13 protein-coding genes and 2 pseudogenes are annotated in these 17960 nt (G+C 42.5%); 7 read left to right on the top strand and 8 right to left on the bottom strand.

What is annotated here, in order from left to right:
- The first annotated feature begins 162 nt into the window (after positions 1-162).
- Both A3I3_RS0106095 and A3I3_RS0106100 read left to right on the top strand, forming a co-directional pair.
- Positions 163-1500 (top strand): MATE family efflux transporter, encoded by a 1338-nt coding sequence (locus A3I3_RS0106095; RefSeq protein ID WP_018371844.1) that lies wholly within the window; start codon positions 163-165, stop codon positions 1498-1500.
- A complete protein-coding gene (locus A3I3_RS0106100; protein ID WP_018371845.1) occupies positions 1497-2096 on the top strand; it encodes an HAD-IA family hydrolase in 600 nt (199 codons plus the stop codon). Before A3I3_RS0106095 ends, A3I3_RS0106100 begins: the two co-directional genes overlap by 4 nt.
- Before the next feature lie 184 nt (positions 2097-2280).
- Here A3I3_RS0106100 and A3I3_RS0106105 read toward each other — a convergent pair.
- A pseudogene (locus A3I3_RS0106105) lies at positions 2281-2688 on the bottom strand (peptide deformylase).
- 86 nt (positions 2689-2774) lie between these two features.
- Here A3I3_RS0106105 and A3I3_RS0106110 point away from each other — a divergent pair.
- The 3 genes from A3I3_RS0106110 (at position 2775) to A3I3_RS0106120 (ending at position 5783) form a co-directional block, all read left to right on the top strand.
- Positions 2775-2978 (top strand): hypothetical protein, encoded by a 204-nt coding sequence (locus A3I3_RS0106110; protein ID WP_018371847.1) that lies wholly within the window; start codon positions 2775-2777, stop codon positions 2976-2978.
- A 119-nt stretch (positions 2979-3097) separates the two neighbouring features.
- Entirely contained in the window at positions 3098-4852 is a 1755-nt protein-coding gene (gene aspS, locus A3I3_RS0106115; RefSeq protein WP_018371848.1) for an aspartate--tRNA ligase, read from the top strand.
- A complete protein-coding gene (locus A3I3_RS0106120) occupies positions 4839-5783 on the top strand; it encodes a YitT family protein (RefSeq protein ID WP_018371849.1) in 945 nt (314 codons plus the stop codon). Before aspS ends, A3I3_RS0106120 begins: the two co-directional genes overlap by 14 nt.
- A gap of 88 nt (positions 5784-5871) precedes the next feature.
- On the opposite strand, the gene pulA is transcribed toward A3I3_RS0106120, so the two are convergent.
- The 6 genes and pseudogenes from pulA to A3I3_RS0106150 form a co-directional block, all read right to left on the bottom strand.
- Entirely contained in the window at positions 5872-7947 is a 2076-nt protein-coding gene (pulA, locus tag A3I3_RS0106125; RefSeq protein ID WP_018371850.1) for a type I pullulanase, read from the bottom strand.
- A gap of 20 nt (positions 7948-7967) precedes the next feature.
- Positions 7968-8969 (bottom strand): LacI family DNA-binding transcriptional regulator, encoded by a 1002-nt coding sequence (locus tag A3I3_RS0106130; protein ID WP_018371851.1) that lies wholly within the window; start codon positions 8967-8969, stop codon positions 7968-7970.
- 60 nt (positions 8970-9029) lie between these two features.
- Entirely contained in the window at positions 9030-9863 is an 834-nt protein-coding gene (locus A3I3_RS0106135; protein ID WP_026129863.1) for a maltodextrose utilization protein MalA, read from the bottom strand.
- 213 nt (positions 9864-10076) lie between these two features.
- A pseudogene (locus tag A3I3_RS10180) lies at positions 10077-10916 on the bottom strand (sugar ABC transporter permease).
- Positions 10916-12211, bottom strand: a complete 1296-nt coding sequence (locus A3I3_RS0106145) for a sugar ABC transporter permease (protein ID WP_018371855.1) — start codon at positions 12209-12211, stop codon at positions 10916-10918. The pseudogene A3I3_RS10180 and the gene A3I3_RS0106145 overlap by 1 nt, the downstream one beginning before the upstream one ends.
- 91 nt (positions 12212-12302) lie before the next feature.
- On the bottom strand, positions 12303-13565 hold the full coding sequence (locus A3I3_RS0106150) for an extracellular solute-binding protein (protein WP_018371856.1): 1263 nt from the start codon (positions 13563-13565) through the stop codon (positions 12303-12305).
- A 321-nt stretch (positions 13566-13886) separates the two neighbouring features.
- On the opposite strand from A3I3_RS0106150, the gene malQ reads away from it, so the two are divergent.
- Both malQ and glgP read left to right on the top strand, forming a co-directional pair.
- Positions 13887-15407 carry a 4-alpha-glucanotransferase gene (gene malQ / locus A3I3_RS0106155; protein ID WP_018371857.1) on the top strand — a complete coding sequence of 507 codons (1521 nt, stop codon included), beginning with the start codon at positions 13887-13889 and terminating at the stop codon, positions 15405-15407.
- A gap of 6 nt (positions 15408-15413) precedes the next feature.
- The gene (gene glgP, locus A3I3_RS0106160) at positions 15414-17675 is read left to right on the top strand and encodes a glycogen/starch/alpha-glucan phosphorylase (protein ID WP_018371858.1); all 2262 of its coding nucleotides are present in this window, start codon (positions 15414-15416) and stop codon (positions 17673-17675) included.
- A 41-nt stretch (positions 17676-17716) separates the two neighbouring features.
- Here glgP and A3I3_RS0106165 read toward each other — a convergent pair.
- Positions 17717-17960 (bottom strand): ISL3 family transposase (locus A3I3_RS0106165; RefSeq protein WP_018371198.1); only part of this gene is annotated, 244 nt, incomplete at its 5' end.

Raw genomic sequence — 17960 nt, forward strand, 5'->3', positions numbered from 1 at the left:
CTTAAACTCAGGTGAATACCTTGTAAAGCGACTCCCTTTTTTAGCCATAACAAAAGAACCTCCTTATAGAACAGTAGCATACATGTTTTATACTGTCCATTATAAGCGGTTCTTTTCATAAGCCTATCCCAGCTTTTTTCATCGACAGATTGACGGAGGAAAATGGCAAGAAAACGAACGGAAAACGCAAGTCTGACCAGGACTGGCTACAAAAAAATCATGCATATCGCCCTGCCAGCCATGGCGGAGAATTTTCTGCAAATGCTCATGAATATGGTGGACAGCTACTTGGTAGCAAGTCTGGGTTTGGTTGCCATATCGGGCGTTTCGGTCGCGGGCAATATCATCACCATTTATCAAGCGATTTTTATTGCGCTGGGGGCGGCTATTTCTAGCTTGATTTCTAAGGCTTTGGGGCAAGGAGACCAAGACTCGCTTGCTTACCATGCGACCGAATCGCTCAAACTGACTCTTCTTTTGAGCCTTGTTTTGGGCTTGATTTCCCTTTTTTGGGGGCGGGAGTTGTTAGGTTTATTGGGAACGGAAGCCGCCGTCGCTCAGGCGGGCGGACTTTTTCTGTCCCTAGTCGGCGGAACGATTATCTTTTTAGGCATGATGACAACTCTGGGTGCTCTGGTGCGGGTGACGCACAATCCTCGCATACCTATGTATGTCAGCCTTCTGACCAATATCCTCAACATTATTTTTTCTAGTCTCGCCATTTTTCTTTTTCATTGGGGCATCGTCGGCGTGGCTCTGGGAACGATTTTGGCGAGGCTGGTTGGGGTTATCTTGCTCTGGCGCGAGTTGACGCTCCCCTTTGCCAAATGGACTTGGTCGCTGGATAAGGAGTTGCTGAAATTATCCTTGCCGGCAGCGGGAGAGCGGCTCATGATGCGGGCGGGTGACGTGGTTATCATCGCTATGGTTGTTCAATTCGGGACGGACGTCGTGGCAGGAAATGCTATCGGCGAAGTGCTCAGTCAGTTTGATTTGGTGCCCAGCTTTGGTGTGGCGACAGCCACCGTCATGCTGGTTGCTCATGCTTTTGGGCAGAACGATTGGCAGACGATTCGTCAGCTGACACGGCAAAGTTACTATCTGGCTTTCGTCTCCATGCTACCTTTGGCGCTTGCTGTCTTTCTTTTTGGGCAGCCATTGACCCTACTTTTTACGGATAATAGCGGAGCGGTTACTGCTAGCTTGTCGGTCATCCTCTTTTCGCTCTTGGGAGTGCCGATGACAGCTGGGACACTTATTTATACAGCGCTTTGGCAAGGCTTGGGTAATGCCAAGTTGCCCTTTTACGCAACAACGATTGGCATGTGGCTCATTCGGATTGTGCTGGGCTATCTTTTGGGCGTGACGCTAGGGCTGGGCTTACCCGGTGTCTGGACCGGAACCTTGGTTGACAATGGCTTTCGCTGGCTCTTTTTACAAAGATTATATAGTAGAAAAATGAAAAAATTGAATGGGACATTAGACGAGGAGAAAACATGACCACGACTTTTATTTGGGATTTGGACGGTACCTTGATTGACTCTTATGGCACGATTTTAAATAGTCTGGAGACGGCCTACGCAGCCTTTGACCTGCCTTTTGAACGTGAGAAAATCCAGCCTTATATCTTGCAGACATCTGTCGGGCAGTTGTTTAAGGACATCAAGGCGGAGAAAGGGCTTGATTTGCAGCCTATTTATGCGGAGAGTTTAGAGACCCGCAATCATGAAATTGAGATTTTAGACGGGGCAGAGGAAATTCTCGCTTGGGCACAGGCGAGAGGGATTGAGCAATTTATCTACACCCACAAGGGGGACAATGCTTTTGTGCTGTTGGAGGACTTGGGACTGCAGGGCTATTTTAGGGAAATTCTGACGGCTGACCGAGGTCTCAAACGCAAGCCTCATCCAGAGGGTGTGGATTATTTGGTGGATAAATACCAGCTCAAGCGCGAAACTTGCTACTATATTGGTGACCGGCCGCTGGATGTTGATGTCGCTATTAACAGTGGCATTCAAAGTATCAACTTTTGCGACTACAAGCCAGCTTACAATCAAAAAATTGAACATTTAAAAGATATTAAAAATTTATTTTAAAAGTCAAAAAATTTAAGTTAAATTTAAGGTGAGGATTATATACTACGCTTACAAGTTAAGAAGAACTTAATTTGTACTCCTAAAACTTTTTCTTTTTCATAATAATCTCCCTATAAGACTCGTCAAATTTGACGAGTTTTTTTATTGCTTAAGATTTTAGTAAAATAAAAAACTGAGTCTGGACTCAGATTAAGATTCCTTCGAAGTGGTCTAGCTCATGCTGGCAGATTTGGGCGGGAAAGTCAGTTAAAGGAATTACCTGTTCTTGCCAGTTGCGGTCACGATACTAAGCGGTAATATTTTGATAGCGTTTTGTCGAACGGATTTCTATAAGCGACAGGCAACTTTCTTCCATTCGATAGATGCCTGATTTTCTGATGATTTTTAGATTGAACATGACTAGGCTAGTAAAGCCAAGATCAATGATAATCACTCGTTTGTGACTGCCAATCATGTTTACCGCTATTCCAACACAATGCTCTTTGTGAGCCATAGGTGTGTCTGACAGGTATTGTGCTAGATAAAGGTCATTGGGTGTAGTTAACTCAGACGGAACTTGCAAAAAGCTTTCATTTTTGATCTTGGTGATCATTGCTTTCTCCTTTTGCTCCATTGTATCCTATTTTTAAAAAATAAGGTATAATAATAGGTGAGACTATTGAAAAGAGTGGTAAAGGTATGAAGAAAAATATTTTGTTGGCACTGATTCAAGGAATTGTCATTTTTATAATTGCGGGGGTATTATGTATGGGCATAAAAGGTGATTTTTTCTACCAATATCTTGCTCCAATTTTTGGCTTGCTGGCGGCTCTGCTGCGTTTTATATCAGCTTCTATTTTTAGTGTTTTGAGTCTTATTCATGATAAAAATTCGTCCAAATAGACGCTTTTTTTCTGTAGACAATTTGCCCTTAGATAATCAGACTTTCCTAAAATTCCTGAGATTTTTACGCTTATTTATGATAAAATAGTAACAGAATTTTTAAAATGTTGGAGTGAAATATGAAACGTTCTATGTATGCTGGTCGTGTTCGAGCGGAGCACGTCGGCCAAGAGATTACCTTGAAAGGCTGGGTGGCTCGTCGTCGTGACTTGGGTGGCTTGATTTTCATTGATTTGCGTGACCGTGAGGGAATTATGCAGTTGGTCATCAATCCCGAGCTGGTCAGTCAGGAAGTGATGACGCTGGGAGAAAGTCTCCGCAGCGAGTATGTCATCGAAGTGACGGGAAAGGTCGAGGCGCGCGAGCAGGAAAATAACAAACTTGCTACTGGTCAGGTGGAATTGCAAGTAGCAGAGCTGACCATTCTCAACACGGCCAAGACCACACCTTTTGAAATTAAGGACGGCATTGAAGTGAGCGACGATACGCGCTTGCGCTACCGTTATCTGGACTTGCGTCGCCCAGAGATGCTAGAAAATCTCAAGCTGCGCGCTAAGATCACTCACAGCATTCGTACTTACTTGGACGAGCTGGAGTTTCTGGATGTGGAGACACCTTTCTTGAGCAAGTCAACGCCGGAAGGGGCGCGTGACTATCTGGTGCCTAGTCGGGTCAATAAAGGTCACTTTTACGCCCTGCCGCAGAGCCCACAGATTACCAAACAGCTCCTTATGAATGCTGGTTTTGACCGCTATTATCAGATTGTCAAATGTTTCCGTGATGAAGATTTACGGGGGGATCGTCAGCCTGAATTTACGCAAGTAGACTTAGAGACTTCTTTCCTTAGTGAACAGGAAATTCAAGATATTACAGAGGGCTTGCTGGCGCGTGTCATGAAGGAAACCAATGGAATAGACCTTTCTCTTCCATTTCCAAGAATGGCTTATGACCATGCCATGAACTTCTATGGTAGCGACAAACCAGATACCCGCTTTGAGATGCTTTTACAGGACTTGACAGTACTTGTCAAGGACAGCGACTTCAAAGTATTCGCTCAAGCGCCTGTAGTGAAAGCGATTGTGGTCAAAAATGCCGCCGATAAATATTCGCGCAAAGACATCGATAAATTGACAGAGCAGGCAAAGCAATATGGTGCCAAAGGCTTGGCTTGGCTGAAATTCGTTGACGGAGAGCTGACTGGACCAATCGCTAAGTTCTTGACAAACTTGTCAAGTAAGTTGACAAAGACTTTACAGCTGGGAAACAATGATTTGGTGCTTTTCGTCGCAGATCGTCTCGAAGTTGCTAATGCAACTTTAGGGGCATTACGTGTGCGTTTAGCCAAAGAACTTGATTTGATTGATAAGGCAACATTCAACTTTCTCTGGGTGGTTGACTGGCCTATGTTTGAGTGGTCAGAAGAGGAAAATCGCTATATGAGCGCTCATCATCCATTCACGCTGCCGCAAGAAGATTCTGCTCATGAGCTAGAGGGAGACCTCAGCAAGGTTCGCGCCGTTGCTTATGATATTGTTCTCAATGGTTATGAGCTGGGCGGCGGTAGTCTGCGGATTAACCAAAGAGACTTGCAGGAGCGGATGTTTACTGCGCTGGGCTTTAGCAAGGAAGAAGCCAAGGAACAGTTTGGCTTTCTCCTAGAAGCTATGGACTATGGTTTCCCACCGCACGGTGGTTTGGCTCTGGGCTTAGACCGCTTGGTGATGCTGCTGGCTGGGCAGGATAATATTCGTGAAGTGATCGCCTTTCCTAAAAATAATAAGGCAAGCGATCCGATGACTCAGGCTCCAAGTTTGGTTGCGGATAAACAGTTAGAGGAATTGAACCTACAAATAAAGAGTTATGAAAAAGACTAAATTTTATCGACGACTGCGCTATTTTCTACACAAGCTGGCGCGTGAGTTTAAACTACTCACCGTCGTCAAAAGCATTTCTCGTGAAAAATACGATGAGAAAATCTCGGCTTCGATTGTTTACGGCTTTTTATCAGCTGTAGCGGTCAATTTCTTCTTTCAACCGGGGCATGTTTATTCTAGTGGGGCGACAGGTTTGGCGCAGATTTTAACTGCGCTTAGCCAGCGATTTGTTGGCTTCACCATTCCGGTGTCTGTGACCTTTTATGCTATCAATATTCCGCTGATGATCTTGGCTTGGAGAAAGATTGGGCATAAGTTTACTGTTTTTACCTTTATAACAGTAACGATGAGCTCCTTGTTTATCCAGCTTTTGCCCGAGGTTGTCCTGACGAAGGACCCTATCATTAATGCACTTTTTGGTGGTGTAGTGATGGGAATGGGGATTGGTTACGCCCTCAAATCCAATATTTCTAGTGGTGGAACGGATATTGTCAGTTTAACCATCCGAAAGAAAACAGGACGCGATGTGGGCAACATCTCTCTAGTGGTGAATGGTATTATTATGCTGATTGCTGGTCTTACCTTTGGCTGGACCTATGCCCTTTATTCGATGATTACCATTTTCGTTTCTAGCCGCGTAACGGACGCGGTTTTTACACGGCAAAAGAAGATGCAGGCTATGATTATTACTGGCAATCCTAGCTTGGTAATTGATAAAATCCATAAAAAATTACACCGTGGGGTGACAATTGTTAACGAAGCTGAAGGCACTTATAAGCACGAGAAAAAATCAGTTTTGATCACCATTATCACACGGGCAGAGTTTGCTGAATTTAAGCATATTATAAAAAGTAGCGACCCCTATGCTTTTGTCTCTGTTGCAGACAATGTTCATACCATCGGACGCTTTGTGGAAGATGATGCAGATTAAGTAAAAAAAGAGGCTGGGAATAATTTCCCAGCCTCTTTTTGCTTGGCTTTTGTGTAGGATGCGGTTGTCGCGTCAGAAGGTTTTAGATTTATCCTAAAATTACAAAAGTTTGCCCTTGTAAAACGATACGACCATCCTTTTGTTGTGGAATAGATGAAGAGAGAAGGATACTTTGTTCCCCTTCGTAATAAGGCAAACAAGTTGCATCTGATGCGAAATTAATCAGAATATCCAGATTTTCTTTCTCATTCTCCAAGTGGTAACAGAGAAGTCGATCATCGATCCAGTTAAGTCGGCAGTGTTTTTTGATTGTAGCAGCGCAGGTCAAACCTAAAATCGGATGTGCTTTCCGAAAGGCAATTAATTGCTTAACAAAGTCTAATTCTGAACCGTATTCAATAACACGCTTCCAGTCAAACTGATTAATTTTATCTGGACTATTGTAACTATTATCAATTAGATTTTTTGTCCGGAAAACTTCTTGCCCACTATGAATAAATGGAACCCCCTGAGCCAATAAAACCAAGTGGAGTGCTAGACGAGCTGCACGAATGCGTGCCTGTTCATCGATGCCTTTATTTTCAAGGGCAATGTAGTCAAAAACAGTCGCATTATCGTGGCACTCGGTGTAATTAATAGCTTGATGAGGTTGGCAAAAATGTTGTTCGCCGTAAGCTCCGACATTGGCGGTCAATACTTTTTCTATTTGATATTTGTTTGTTGGCTCAAAGACTAGATGTGGATGACTTAGATTTGATTTGATAGTGTTGCGGAAATCATCGCTGAAAAAGCCGATGTCAGGTAATTGGTTAGCATTATATTGATGTGCAAGAAGAGCATTGTCAAGTCCCGTTCCCATACACCAACCTTCGCCATAGAGGTAAATATTTGGATAGATAGCCTTGAGTTCTTTACTCAATTCATTGAGAGTTTGGCTGTCAAGAATACCCATGAGATCAAAACGGAAACCGTCCATACCGTAAAGGCGCACCCACTGCTTGATAGATTGCTTGATATAGCGGCGAATCATAGCTCGCTCACTGGCAATATCATTTCCGCAGAAGGTTCCATTGGTACGGTGACCATACATGTCATAGCGATAAGCATAGCCGGGTACGATTTTTTCAAAAGCATAAGTTTCAGCTACGTAGACATGATTGTAAACAACATCCATGATAACGCTAATATCTGCTTCGTGGTAACGGGCGATGGTTTCTTGTAATTCAGTGATACGACTGTAAGGATCGTCAGGTTGGCTAGAGTAAGATCCTTCAGGAACATTGTACTGAACAGGATCGTAGCCCCAATTATAAACCCAGGCAGGATGTTTTTCATCAACTGAGCCAAAGTCGTAGATTGGCATGAGTTGGACATGAGTCACCCCTAAGTTTTTAATGTAGTCTAAACCGATTTTTTTGCCATGAAATTCAGGGCTTTCTGTTAGACCAAGGAATTTCCCAGCCTGCTTAAAGCCAGCTTCTTTTTGCCAAGTAAAATCACGAACACTCATTTCATAGATGATTGCTTGGGTCATTGGTACTTGAGTGTTTGCTCGTTTGATTGCGGGAGTAATTTTTGAGCGGTCAATGACATAGCTGTCACCAGAATTAGCGGTAGAAGAGAGGGCGTAAGGATCGTGGACTTCGAGCCAGTTTCCGTTTACTTTGTGGAGATAGTGATAGCGAGCTTTTTCCCAATCACCAGTTAGCACAGTTTGCCAGACTCCACAGACTCCCTGTGTCATGGGATGAGTGATACTTTGCTTATCAGTCGTGATTTGTAGGAGCACTTCTTCAGAAACGGGAGCCCAGAATTTGAATTGTGTACTGTCAGGTTTGTAAAAGCTCCCCAAGTCTTCGCCATCATAGATAAAAGTTTCTTCAAAATCACTGCTGCGAACAACATTTCGATATTCAAGAGTTGTCTTGTTGCGATCTTGGTCGTAAATCCAGTAATGATCCCCTAACTGAATATGGCTAGTTTCTAATTGGTAAATGAATAGGTGGCTGTCCTGATAGACCTTAATAGGCGATAGAGGGAAAGCTTGTCCAGTTTTTTTGTTTTCAATAGTGAAGTTGACTTGACTATGGTCGTAGATTGATTCCAAAGTCAAAGTGATGAGATTCGTGTTATCTAGATAAGCACGAAAAGCGCGGAAAGTCATAAAATACTCCTAGTAATAAATTAATGGTTAGCGTTTGAACGCTCAATAAAATGATGAGGGATTAGTTGACGATAGCAGATATGATTGCCCTCTTTATAATCTTGGATAATTTTGATAATCGTGGTTACTGATACACGGCCCAATTCAAGGCTATTAATGTCAATATAACCGATAATATCTAACTTGGGATTGATAGAATCGAAAGTTAGAACGGGTGTGTTCAGCCCTTTTTCAGAAAGGAAATTGCAAACTCCGTCAGCTAAAAGGCTGTCAGTTGTCACGATGGCATCAGGAAGATTATTTTGCTTATAGAGTTGCTTGATAAAGGAATAACCATCCTCTGTTAAAAATTCCTGTGCAAAGTGAGTAATGCTCCGCTCAAGTGGCAGTCCAGCTTCCGTGATGGCTTTTTTGTAGCCCTCATAACGATCTTGCGTTACAAAGAGCTTTTTGGTTCCGCCTAAAAAGGCAATTTTTTTATAACCTTTTTTGATAAAGTAGGAAGTTGCATCCATTCCCGCTTGAGTGTTATCGTTATCCACCAGATTGATAAACGGTGATAACGATTTCCCCAAAATCAGAAAAGGGAACTGTTGCTCGGTAACGAGCTGCACGAGAGGATCATCTTCCTCAGCATAGAGAAAGATCAGTCCGTCAACACGCTGGCCAAAAACCATTTGAGAGAGCGCTTCAAGTCGTTCTGTCTTGTTCATTCCCGTTGCAATCTGAATCACATAATGCTGTTCAGAAGCTACCTGTGCAATCCCGCGTAGCACAGCGGGGAAGAAGGGATTTTGGTAAAAGGCGTCAGAGTCATCGGGCAAAACTAGACCGATGGTCTGAGTAGAATTACTAACGAGACTTCGAGCATTGAGATTGGGGTGATAGTTGAGGTCTTTCATTGCCTGCTGAACCCGTTTTTTGGTTTCTTCACTAATTGTGGATTTGTTTTGTACGACACGAGTGACTGTTGATGGAGATACACCCGCTAATTTTGCGACTTCTTTGATAGTAACACGCATTCCAGTTCTCCTGATAAAATTTACTATTTATTCTAGATAGTAAATGAGCTATTTACATTCCTATGGTTTTCTAACTTTTATACTTCCTTTATTCTCAGCGTCTCGATAATGTGTTTGGTAAAAGACAATCACTAAATAGAAGACAAAGAGGATGTTTTGGATAGTGATGACAGTGGTTAATGGTTGACCAAGGAGTCCAATGACAAAACTAATCAGTACAGGAAGACCCAGACAATTTAAAGTGAAATTCAGACATTCCTTGATAGTTTTAAAGGCAAAAAGTCGAGATTTTTTGGTCAGATAAAGGATAAAAGTTGCACCAATGGCTAAAATGAGAAAATTAATTCCCATAATAATCCCAGCTCCTAGCGTTAGGAAAAGACTGAGAATGATACGATTTTCTTGAAACCAGCTCCGAGAAATTGCCGCGGTCAGTTTTTTCTTGTTAGCCAGATCGGCTTGTTGAAAACCTCGGTAACTGATACTGACTAATTCCTTCTTCTGACGATAAATTTTTAGCTTTTTATCATCAAAGTAGAGTGTTAATCGCTTGTCAATATTGAGTGAATCTTGGTGCCCTAGAATAACTCTGCCTGCCTTACTATCTTGCACAGCATTTTTCCCATGATACTGAAAAGTATCAGCAGTCAGCTGACCTTGGGTAGCTAAATCAGTCATTACTTGATCTGTCAATGGTTCATAAACTCGTTCTACGAAGGTTTCCAAAGATTGGCTCTCACGAGAGGCAGACTGGATAGCAACTGGAATGAGTGAAAGTGATATTAAAAAGATGCTAGTAAAAATCATTTGAAACCAGCTCAAACGTTTGCGATTGGCAAACGCCTTGCGAAAAGGAAAGAGGCTGGAAAAGTAAGAAAAAGGATAAGGCAAGATGATTCTCCCCCTGTATGGATAATAAATTGTTCAAATTTATGAGTAAATTACTAAAAAAGTCTGTTTATTTGATGAAAACGTTTTACCTATATTATACACTATTTACGAGAAAAATGCTGCAATTTTTTGCATAGATGGTAACAAATGATATTAATCACAGTAGGATGTTACTTTGTAGAAAATCTTAGTAAAAAAGAAAAGGTGGGATAGGGTTTAACCCTTATCACCACCACTTGTAAGTCCAGAAACAAAGTTCTTTTGAAGGAAAAAGAAGAGAATACAGATTGGTAGGGCAATGAGGATTGCGCCTGCTGAGAAGTAGGCTACCTTTAAGTTTTTAACATTGCTGACAAAGGTCTGTAGCCCGACTGCTACTGTATAAACTTCTTTTTCCCGTAGGAGGAAGCTGGAGAGGATATAGTCTCCGAATGGTCCCATGAAAGCCCAAAGTGCTTGTACCGCAATCATGGGACGAACGAGAGGCAGTACAATTTGCCAGAAGCGGCGGAAGTGCCCTGCTCCGTCAAGCTTTGCAGATTCATCAAGCGAGATTGGCACAGTGTCAAAGTAGCCTTTCATAAGCCAAGCATTCATTGGAATACCGCCACCAACATAGAGTAAAATCAAGAACCAAGGTTGGTTAAGGGCGTTGAGCATGAGTGCCATAACGAAGAAGGCGGTTAAGGCAGCCATGGTTGGCACCATTTAGATGATAAGAAAGAAAATTAAACTTTGCTTACGTGCTAAGAAATTGTAACGACTATAGGCATAACCTGCTAGAGTTACGATAGAGGTTTGTACTATCATGGTAATCAAAGCGATAACCAGTGTATTCCAATACCAAGTTCCATAGAGTGTTTCTGTGAAAAGTCCTACGAAGTTATCAAAACTAAACTGAATTGGCTCTAGACGAAAAGCAACTACATTTCCTGATTTAAAGGCTGACATGACAGTGATGAGCAGCGGATAGAGGATAATAATTGAGAGACCAACCAAATAAGCGTAAGTCAATGTTTTTCCCATCCGGCGTTTGAATTTTACAGAGTTATTCATTATACATCCTCCATATCAAATGCGTGTAATTTCTTAAAGGCAACCATAGAAATACTAATGACGATGAGTGAGATAATCAAAGTCACAGCCGCCGCCATTGAGTATTGAGGTGCGTTACCTGTTGTCAAGCGATAAATCCATGAGATGAGGATATCAGTTGAGCCAGCTCCGCCTCCGACACTTCCCGGTCCACCGCCATTAAAGAGATAGATGATTGAGAAGTTGTTAAAGTTGAAGGTATATTGACTGATCAAAGTTGGCGCAGCCACAGCTAAAATCATCGGTAGAGTAATATTGCGGAATTTTTGCCAAGCATTAGCACCATCAATGTAAGCTGCTTCGTAGAGATCGTTAGGAATGGATTGAAGGATTCCCAGCGTAAGGACGTAAATATAAGGGAAGCCCAACCATCCTTGAATCATAATTAGAGCAATCTTAGTCCAAGTTGGGTCTGTTTTCCAAGGGATAAGTTGTCCATTGAGGAAAGGTAGCACCTTACCCAAAAGCGGAATGACCTGCGTATTGATAGCCCCGATAGAATCGTTGAACATGTTGCTAAAGGTCAGAATGGTGATGAAAGCAGGTACTGCCCAAGGCAGAAGGAAGATGACACCGAAAATTCGTTTTCCTTTGATAAATGGCTGGTTGGCAACGATTGCCGTGAAAATACCAATGACGATTTGAAGGGTTGACGCAGCAAGTGCCCAGATGATTGTCCAACCGAGGACAGAAGTAAAGGCAGCACGGAAGGTGCTTAATTGCCAAATGTTGGCAAAGTTAGTTACACCGACCCAGTCCAATAGCTTGTTTGGTGGTAGATGTTGAAAATCATAGTTCGTAAAAGCGATGAAGAGCGTGACCAATACAGGGAAAATAATCGCGCAAGTCATGGCAATGTAAGATGGAATGATAAGTAGATAAGGGAAACCATTTTCATAAATTCCTTTGATCATATCATTCCAAGTAGTTGGAACAGTGTGACCGCTATTCCAACGTTTGGCTATATCATAGGCATCTTTCAAATTTAGTCCGTAGAAGATAAGATAAACCACTACGATGATCAAATGAAAGGCGCCCCGAATCAGCATAAAAAGAGAATTATCCTGAAATGGTTGCTCACCTAAACTCACTAGACCAGCTAGTTCGCTAGAAGCAATCAAAGCAAAGTAGATCAGAAAAGCCACTGTGACGGCTAAAAAGATTCCACCTTTAACTTTTTGTTTGTTGTAGATCTGCCCCAGTCCAGGAATAAGCGAGAGGAGCAGCGCTTTTTTTGGATTTTGTTTAGTTGTCATAGAAAGTTCTCCCTTTAAAAAGCATGAGGTTGCAAATGTAAAGCAACCCCATGTTCCTGACTGCAAATAGATGTTCGCTCAAACTGAGAGATTATTTATTTCCGTATTTTTGGGCGATAGTATCTTTGATTAATTTCACAGCATCATCAGCTGCTTTTTTAGCATCGCTCTTGCCGCTAACTGTGTCAAAGAGCATTGTTTTTGCTGGATCCCAAACAGTTCCCATTTCAGAGATATTTGGCATTGGTTGAGCAGATGCAAATTGTTTTACAACGGCTGCAGTCAATTCGTCATTCTTACCAGTTGCATATTCACGAGCTTCTGTATTAGCAGGAACTTCATTTGTAGCGTCGTAGAATGCTTTTTGTTGTTCTGTTGATGTCAAGAAATCAATGAATTTTTGTGCTTCGCTAGCATGTTTTGCCCCAGCAGGGATGATCCAAGCTTTACCACCACCAAAGGCTTCATAGTTTTTACCGTTTGGTAGAGTTGGGATTGTTGTAACACCGTAGTTTACTTTGGCATCTTTAAGAGCAGATGCTTTCCATGGTCCATCAATAATTGCAGCTGTCTTACCAGTAGTAAATTGTGTTTGGATGAAGTTTGCAGATCCTTCAGTATCTTGCATACCTTTTGGCCATTGAGCATACCAAGTCTTAGCATATTCGAGTCCTTTGATAGAACCGTCGTTAGCCAAACCGATGTCTTTTGGATTTGTTCCTTTGTCGCCAAAGACATAACCACCATTACCAGCAAGAAGTCCGTAAGTGTAGTAGAAGTTTGTCCAGTCAGCTAAGAAAGCAGTGTTTTTACCTTCTTCACCTTGGAAAGCATACTTGCTGTCTTTTGCTAGGTTTTCAAGGTCTGCAAAAGTTTTAGGTGCTTCGCTGATGAGATCTTTATTGTAGTACATAACAAGTGTTTCGATAACAGCTGGTGCTCCGTAAACTTTGCCTTTGTTGGTTACCAAAGCTTTCGTTGTGTTATCGGCTTTTGAACTATCGGCAAGCTTCACTTCAGCCAATTGACCATCTGTACCAAGGCTACCTACGCGGTCGTATGGTGCCATCATGACATCAGGTGCTTTACCAGATTGGTTATCAAGAGAAAGATTATCCAAACCTTTTATCTGGTCGCCTGTCTTGATAGTGATTTTTTGACCGCTTTCTTTTTCATAAGCAGCAGCAGCTTTCTTCATAAAGTCTTTGTACTGTTCTTCAACATAGACAGTCATTTCTTTGCTGTCAGATGAGCCAGACTTAGAGCTTGATTTACTTCCACAAGCTACCAGCAAGAGGCTAGCTAGCCCGATGGTACCTAAAATTGCAGCGCTTTTCAACACTTGACGTTTCATGATTATTCCTCCTAAAGAATAAAAAAATTAGTTTTAGAAAACGTTTTAATGCAAACGATTTCTTGGCATGAATTAAGTATAGCACGAATTATTTTCTTTTGCAAGCGTTTTCTACTAAAAATTTTAAAAATTTTTAAGCTTCAAATGAAAAAATGTTGCTTTAATGTGGAAAATTGAAGAAAGGATACTTTATTCTGAAACTTATCAAAAAAAAATCCATAAAACCGCTTGCAAGAAATAGCAAAAACTGATATAATACAAATGAGCAAACGTTTTCACTGAAAACGAGGTTTATTTATTAAATTTTTGAGAGGTTACACAATGAAAGAACGTCAAAGTGGGGTGTTGATGCATATTTCCTCCTTGCCTAGCAAGTATGGTATTGGCTCTTTCGGTCAGTCTGCCTATGATTTTGTGGACTTTTTAGTACGCACTAAGCAGCGTTACTGGCAGATTTTGCCATTAGGAACAACCAGTTATGGTGATTCCCCTTACCAATCTTTTTCAGCATTTGCTGGGAATACAAACTTTATTGATTTTGATAGCTTATTAGCAGAAGGCTTGCTAGAGCAGCAAGATTTGGCTGGGCTGGACTTTGGGCAAGACCCGATAAAGGTGGATTATGCTAAGATTTTTAAGGCACGTCGCCCTGTTTTGGAACATGCTGTCAAACGCTTCCTAGCGCAGAAAGACTTGAGTGGCTACCAATCTTTCGTTCAAGAAAATGCCGCTTGGTTAGAAACTTTTGCAGAATATATGGCGATAAAGGAACACTTTAATCTAGTAACTTGGTTGAAGTGGCCAGATGAGAATATTAAATTGCGCAAACCAGAAGCATTAGCGCATTATCGTGAGACATTAGCAGATCAGCTAACTTATCATCGCGTGACTCAATATTTCTTCTTCAAACAGTGGCATGAACTTAAGGCTTATGCTAATAAGCACCATATTGAAATCGTAGGTGATATGCCAATCTATGTTGCTGCAGATAGCGCGGAAATGTGGTCACAGCCACACTATTTCAAGACTGACGAACAGGGCAATCCATCTGCTGTTGCTGGTTGTCCGCCAGATGCTTTTACTGCAGATGGTCAACTTTGGGGCAATCCGATTTACGATTGGCAGGCTATGGAAGCAGACGGCTACCGCTGGTGGATTGAGCGTCTGCGCGAAAGTTTCAAGATTTATGATGTAGTGCGAATTGATCATTTCCGTGGCTTTGAGTCTTACTGGGAAATTCCAGCTGATTCAAAGACGGCAGCTACCGGCGAGTGGGTCAAAGGTCCAGCTTATAAGCTCTTCAAGGCTGTCAAGGAAGAACTCGGTGATTTGAATATTATCGCTGAGGATTTGGGTTACATGACACCTGAAGTAGAAGCTTTCCGTGAGGAAACAGGCTTCCCAGGAATGAAGGTCATTCAATTTGCTTTTGATCCGGATCACGAGAGTATTGATAGCCCGCATACTGCGACTAATAATTCAGTAATGTACACAGGCACTCATGATAATAATACGATCATGGGCTGGTATCAAGGTGAAATTAATGATAAGCAGCGTGAATACATGGCGCGTTACACCAATCGCAAAGAATACGAAACGGTGCCTCACGCTATGTTGCGAACCATTTTTGCATCTGTCAGCTTTATGGCGATTGCTACTATGCAGGACCTGTTAGAACTAGATGGTTCTGCTCGCATGAATCTGCCATCTACTGTCGGTGGTAACTGGACTTGGCGTATGACAGCAGACCAGCTGACTCCTGAAGTTGAAGCAGAACTGCTTGATTTAACAAAAATCTACCGCCGAGAAAATAAATTTTTAAAAGAAGAAAAGGAAAAATAGAAAATCATGTTAACTTTAGAAACGTATGTACAAAATTTATATCAAAAATCATTGGCTGAAGCCAGCAATGAAGAACTTTATCTCGCTTTGCTTAATTACACAAAGGAAGCGAGCAGCAAAAAGCCAGTCAACACTTCCAAGAAAAAACTCTACTATATTTCAGCTGAGTTTCTAATTGGGAAGTTGCTGTCTAATAATCTGATTAACCTGGGGCTTTATGACAAGGTCAAAGAGGAACTAGCTCAGGCTGGCAAGGATTTGATTGAGGTGGAAGAGGTTGAGTTAGAGCCTTCTCTGGGAAATGGTGGCTTGGGACGTCTGGCAGCTTGTTTCCTTGACTCGATTGCAACGCTGGGGCTTAACGGTGACGGTGTCGGGCTCAATTATCACTTCGGGCTCTTCCAGCAAGTGCTCAAAAATAATCAGCAAACGACCATCCCGAACGCTTGGCTGACCGAGCAAAGCTGGCTGATCAAATCTAGCAAATCTTATCAAGTGCCTTTTGCTGATTTTACGCTGACTTCGACCCTTTATGACATCGATGTGCCGGGCTACAAGACCGAAAAGAAAAATCGCCTGCGCCTCTTTGACCTTGATTCGGTAGATGCGGGCCTTATCAAGAAAGGAATTGACTTTGATAAAACCGATATTGCTCGCAACTTGACTCTCTTCCTCTATCCAGATGATAGTGACCGTCAGGGAGAATTGCTGCGCATTTTCCAACAATACTTCATGGTCAGCAACGCTGCCCAGTTGATTTTGGACGAAGCGTTAGAAAAAGGAAGCGACTTGCACGACCTAGCGGACTATGCAGTCATTCAAATCAACGACACCCACCCATCTCTAGTCATTCCAGAAATGATTCGTCTCTTGACCGAGCGGGGGCTGGATTTGGACGAAGCGATTGCCATTGTCAAGAAAATGACAGCCTATACCAACCATACGATTTTGGCGGAGGCCTTGGAAAAATGGCCGCTTGACTTCCTTGAAGAAGTCGTGCCGCACTTGGTGCCAATCATCAAAGAATTAGACAAGCGCGTCAAGGAAACTTACAGTGACCCTGCCGTGCAAATCATCGATAAAGACGAGCGCGTGCATATGGCACACATGGATATTCACTACGGTTTTAGTGTCAATGGTGTCGCCGCCCTCCACACGGAAATTCTCAAGAATTCTGAACTCAAGGCCTTTTACGACATCTATCCTGAAAAGTTCAACAACAAGACCAACGGAATTACTTTCCGCCGCTGGCTCATGCACGCCAATCCAAGTCTGTCGCACTATTTGGATGAGTTGCTCGGCCGCACTTGGCACCACGATGCGAGCCAGCTCGAAGAGTTGCTTGACTTGTCTGGGAATGGCGCAGTTAAAGCGGAGCTTGAAAAAATCAAGGCTCACAACAAACGCAAACTTGCTCGCCATTTGAAAGAGCAGCAAGACATTGACATCAATCCAGACTCGATTTTCGATATTCAAATCAAGCGCCTGCACGAGTACAAGCGCCAACAGATGAATGCCCTCTATGTCATTCACAAATATCTGGACATCAAGGCAGGCAATATCCCAGCGCGTCCGATTACCGTCTTCTTCGGCGGAAAGGCTGCGCCAGCCTATACTATTGCCCAAGACATCATCCACTTGATTTTGTGCCTGTCTGAAGTGATTGCTAAAGACCCTCAAGTGGCACCGCACTTGCAAGTTGTCATGGTGGAAAATTACAATGTCACGGCTGCAACCTTCCTCATCCCAGCCTGCGATATTTCCGAGCAGATTTCCCTGGCTTCTAAGGAAGCCTCAGGAACAGGCAATATGAAATTCATGCTCAATGGTGCTCTGACTTTGGGAACATCAGACGGTGCCAATGTCGAAATCCATGAGCTGGTTGGCGACGACAATATCTATATTTTCGGGGAAGACAGCGAGACGGTTATCAAGCACTATGAAAATGCAGACTATGTTTCTCGCGATTACTATGAGCGCGCAGCAATCAAACCGCTGGTGGACTTTATTGTTAGCGATGCGGTTAAGGCAGTTGGTGACAGCGAGCGTCTCGAACGCCTTTACAATGAACTGCTCAACAAAGACTGGTTTATGACCCTGCTTGATTTGGAGGATTATATTGTAACCAAAGAACGGATGCTTGCAGACTACGAAGACCGCGACAAATGGCTGGACAAAGTTCTAGTCAATATCGCCAAGGCAGGCTTCTTCTCAGCTGACCGCACCATTGCCCAGTACAATGAAGAAGTTTGGCATTTGGAAAAATAAGAAAAAGCGGCTCTTTGTCAACTGTAGTGGGTTGATGTCAGCTAAGATCTGGAGAGAACCGAATTGGTTCTCTCCTTTTTGATATTTAAAGCGATGAGAATTCTAGTTTTAAAGTTGTCAAAGTTCCGAAAGCCGAAAGCGTTGCGCTTGATAACCTTGATAAGGTTGTTAGTGGCCTCTAGCTTAGCATTTGAGTAGGGAAGTTCCAAAGCATTGATAATCTTGTCCCTCTCTTTCAAAAAAGTCTTAAAAACAGTCTGAAAGATAGGGTTTACAGAAGAAATT

It is taken from the genome of Streptococcus massiliensis DSM 18628 (assembly GCF_000380065.1).
Taxonomy (GTDB): Bacteria; Bacillota; Bacilli; order Lactobacillales; family Streptococcaceae; genus Streptococcus; species Streptococcus massiliensis.

What these genes read in the sequence shown, in the direction of transcription:
- A3I3_RS0106095 (WP_018371844.1), top strand. Translation starts at nt 163, where the DNA reads ATGGCAAGAAAACGAACGGAAAACGCAAGTCTGACCAGGACTGGCTAC.
- A3I3_RS0106100 (WP_018371845.1), top strand. Translation starts at nt 1,497, where the DNA reads ATGACCACGACTTTTATTTGGGATTTGGACGGTACCTTGATTGACTCT.
- A3I3_RS0106110 (WP_018371847.1), top strand. Translation starts at nt 2,775, where the DNA reads ATGAAGAAAAATATTTTGTTGGCACTGATTCAAGGAATTGTCATTTTT.
- aspS (WP_018371848.1), top strand. Translation starts at nt 3,098, where the DNA reads ATGAAACGTTCTATGTATGCTGGTCGTGTTCGAGCGGAGCACGTCGGC.
- A3I3_RS0106120 (WP_018371849.1), top strand. Translation starts at nt 4,839, where the DNA reads ATGAAAAAGACTAAATTTTATCGACGACTGCGCTATTTTCTACACAAG.
- pulA (WP_018371850.1), bottom strand. Translation starts at nt 7,947, where the DNA reads ATGACTTTCCGCGCTTTTCGTGCTTATCTAGATAACACGAATCTCATC.
- A3I3_RS0106130 (WP_018371851.1), bottom strand. Translation starts at nt 8,969, where the DNA reads ATGCGTGTTACTATCAAAGAAGTCGCAAAATTAGCGGGTGTATCTCCA.
- A3I3_RS0106145 (WP_018371855.1), bottom strand. Translation starts at nt 12,211, where the DNA reads ATGACAACTAAACAAAATCCAAAAAAAGCGCTGCTCCTCTCGCTTATT.
- A3I3_RS0106150 (WP_018371856.1), bottom strand. Translation starts at nt 13,565, where the DNA reads ATGAAACGTCAAGTGTTGAAAAGCGCTGCAATTTTAGGTACCATCGGG.
- malQ (WP_018371857.1), top strand. Translation starts at nt 13,887, where the DNA reads ATGAAAGAACGTCAAAGTGGGGTGTTGATGCATATTTCCTCCTTGCCT.
- glgP (WP_018371858.1), top strand. Translation starts at nt 15,414, where the DNA reads ATGTTAACTTTAGAAACGTATGTACAAAATTTATATCAAAAATCATTG.